The sequence below is a fragment of the Methylobacter psychrophilus genome, assembly GCF_025583945.1.
GTDB lineage: Bacteria > Pseudomonadota > Gammaproteobacteria > Methylococcales > Methylomonadaceae > Methylobacter_C > Methylobacter_C psychrophilus.
The window spans coordinates 1-2,860 of the sequence record NZ_JAOEGU010000116.1 but is presented as its reverse complement, the minus strand read 5'-3'; the positions used below and the strand labels follow the sequence as shown (position 1 = coordinate 2,860).

Below are 2,860 nucleotides of genomic sequence, written 5' to 3'. Positions count from 1 at the left end.
CGTTCATCTTCCGTTAGTCGTACTATGTATTTCTTTTTCAATGGTGTTTATTAATGGCAATGTAAAGACATTATATGGGGGCTATCATTCGACATATCAACGCTGACTGAGTACTAGTACTCAGTCAGCGTTGATATGTCGGATAAAATTAGCATTAGGTAACTCGCAATAAATAACTCTCGCCCTATCGTTCCCACGCCGGAGAGACTGTGAAAGTATTATCAAAAACAACCAAAATCAACACAAAATAGCAAAAAACCTGCTGTAAGTTATTGATTCTTGGTTGCCGAAATCAAAATTCAACCCGAATTTTGAATACTTTCACAGTCTCCGGAGCGTGGGAACTAGGCTGATTCTGGGGGTTATTTTCTGCGTACTGCCTTACAAGCCAGTAGTTTTCTATATTGGATCCGACAAAATAAGATTGACTGAGTACTAGGTTTGTATTCCAAATTATCATGGTGTCAGGTACGGTCACTGCCATTAAGTTAAGTATTTTAAGGCTATAAGTTGGGGGGCTTATTTATTGCAAGTTACCTAACTGGGTTACAAACCCCGTCACGCTTTGTATATTAAGGTGTTAACAAATAAGTCTGCTTTTTTTTCGTGCCTTTCGTGTTTTCGTGGACTCTGCCGATGCCGGTCTGGAATTTCAACCCTGACCGGAACGTTTGAAAGTCTCAGTAGTTTTTAAATCCTGAGTAACGGGGCTTCAAACCCCATCACACTTTTAGTACGGTTAAACCAAACTCTTTATCCCAAAATATGCCAGCGTAAATTCAAAAAACTTACCTTACCAAAGAAATCAGTTATTCATTTTGACTATTTAACGTATCTGTCATCTTGATAACGTAATCTTGTGCAAAGTAATATTTTTAGTACTATCAAGCGCAATAGCTATAACACCTACTGCTCTCACTATTAATAACTCTACCTATTAATCATTCCCTCTCACCAAAACAAGACACAGCTGACATGAACCAAATAATCACACCAATCACCAATCTTTTAGTCATCGACAGCCAGGTTAGTGATTGGCAAGGTTTAGCCAGTGCAGCCACTGCAGGTACCGCAGTATTAATTCTGAATTCAGGTTCTGATGGACTGACACAAATCAGCGATTACCTGACCACTTTGGCGGCAAGTACAGCAGATTTTATACCGCTACAAAGCATTCAAATCATGTCTCACGGGAGTGCAGGCACTTTGTTGTTGGGTTCTAGCACCATCACGCAAGACAATTTAAGCTCATACAGCGAACAACTGGCCAGCATGGGTAGCAGTCTGAGCTCCACCGGTGATATTTTATTGTACGGTTGTGATGTTGCCGCTGATCAAAATGGCGTAGATTTTATCAACCAGTTGGCGGTATTAACCAATGCCGATGTCGCTGCTTCAAATAATTTGACCGGCTCAGCGGCTTTAGCCGGAGATTGGCAATTAGAAGCGTCTACCGGAACCATTGATTCAGGATTGGCATTAAATACTGAGGCAGTCAATAGTTATGCGAACACTCTTTCTATAAAAGTAAAAGATAATTTATTATCAGAAGCTTATTTATCAGTGTATGACAGCACTCAAGCATTAACCTTTGTCTTGGACTTGGGTCTGACCATGGGTGATTTGGTTGCTAATTTAAGCAACAATGATTTTTCAAAAAGCTATGATCTCACTGCTCTGACAGCGGCTTCTACTGATGGCAAATGGTCAACTTTTGCTGCCAATTTAAATACAGAGACTACCGTTTTTGGTGTGCTTACTTCAGGTAACGGAGGTAGATTACTGGCAACCGGCCCTGCGATAAGCCCGGAAAAATTTGCAACTATAACCGTTGCTGCAGCTGCTGTTACTACCTCAGCAAACCATATAGCCTCTGTTAATACGGCTGCTTTGACTGACAATACCGGTGTAGCTGTTGATACAGCTTTAAATCTGAGTGCTATCATTTCAGATTCGGATACTCCTGATACCGGACAGCATGACCAAAGAAATTCATTTACCAGTCTTAATGGTGGTAAAACTGACGCAGGTGCCAGCATCAACTATGGCACGGCAGGCAACTTTTACTATTACAGCGGTGGTGCTACTCAAATCGTGACTCAGGCAGTCCAAACATGGAGTTTGGATGCAACTACCGGTATGTTGACATACAGTAAAGTAGCGGCCGCCAATAATGCACCTACCGGCGCAGTAACCATTACCGGTACGGCTACCCAAAATGAAGTACTGACAGCGGACATCAGTACGTTGACGGATGCCGATGGCTTGGGCACAATTGCTTACCAATGGTTGGCCGATGGTACAGCCATTACCAACGGAACAACCGACAAGTTCACTTTAACTCAAGCGCAAGTGAACAAAGTCATTACCGTTCAGGCCAGCTATACAGACGGACTGAATAATCTTGAAAAAGTATTGAGCTCTGCCACCACTGCTGTAGTCGATGTTAATGATGCACCTACCGGCACCGTCACTATCTCCGGCTTGCTTGAGCAAAACCAAATATTAACAGCCGCCAATACCTTGGGGGATTTAGATGGCATGGGTACTGTCCCGATAGCTTACCAATGGTTTGCCGATGGCGTAGTCATTACCAACGCAACAGCCGAAACGTTTACATTAACTCAAGCGCAAGTGAACAAAGTTATTACTGTTCAGGCCAGCTATACCGACGGACTGAATAAACTTGAAAAAGTATTGAGCTCTGCCACCACTGCCGTAGCCAATGTTAACGATGCACCTACCGGCACCGTCACTATCTCCGGCTTGCTTGAGCAAAACCAAATATTAACAGCCGCCAATACCTTGGGGGATTTAGATGGCATGGGTACTGTCCCGATAGCTTACCAATGGTTTGCCG

At 43.0% G+C, this 2,860-nt stretch carries 1 protein-coding gene; it reads left to right on the top strand.

The features are described from left to right. Positions 1 to 975: 975 nt before the first annotated feature. Positions 976 to 2,860 (top strand): DUF4347 domain-containing protein (locus N7974_RS20320; RefSeq protein ID WP_262967354.1); only part of this gene is annotated, 1,885 nt, incomplete at its 3' end.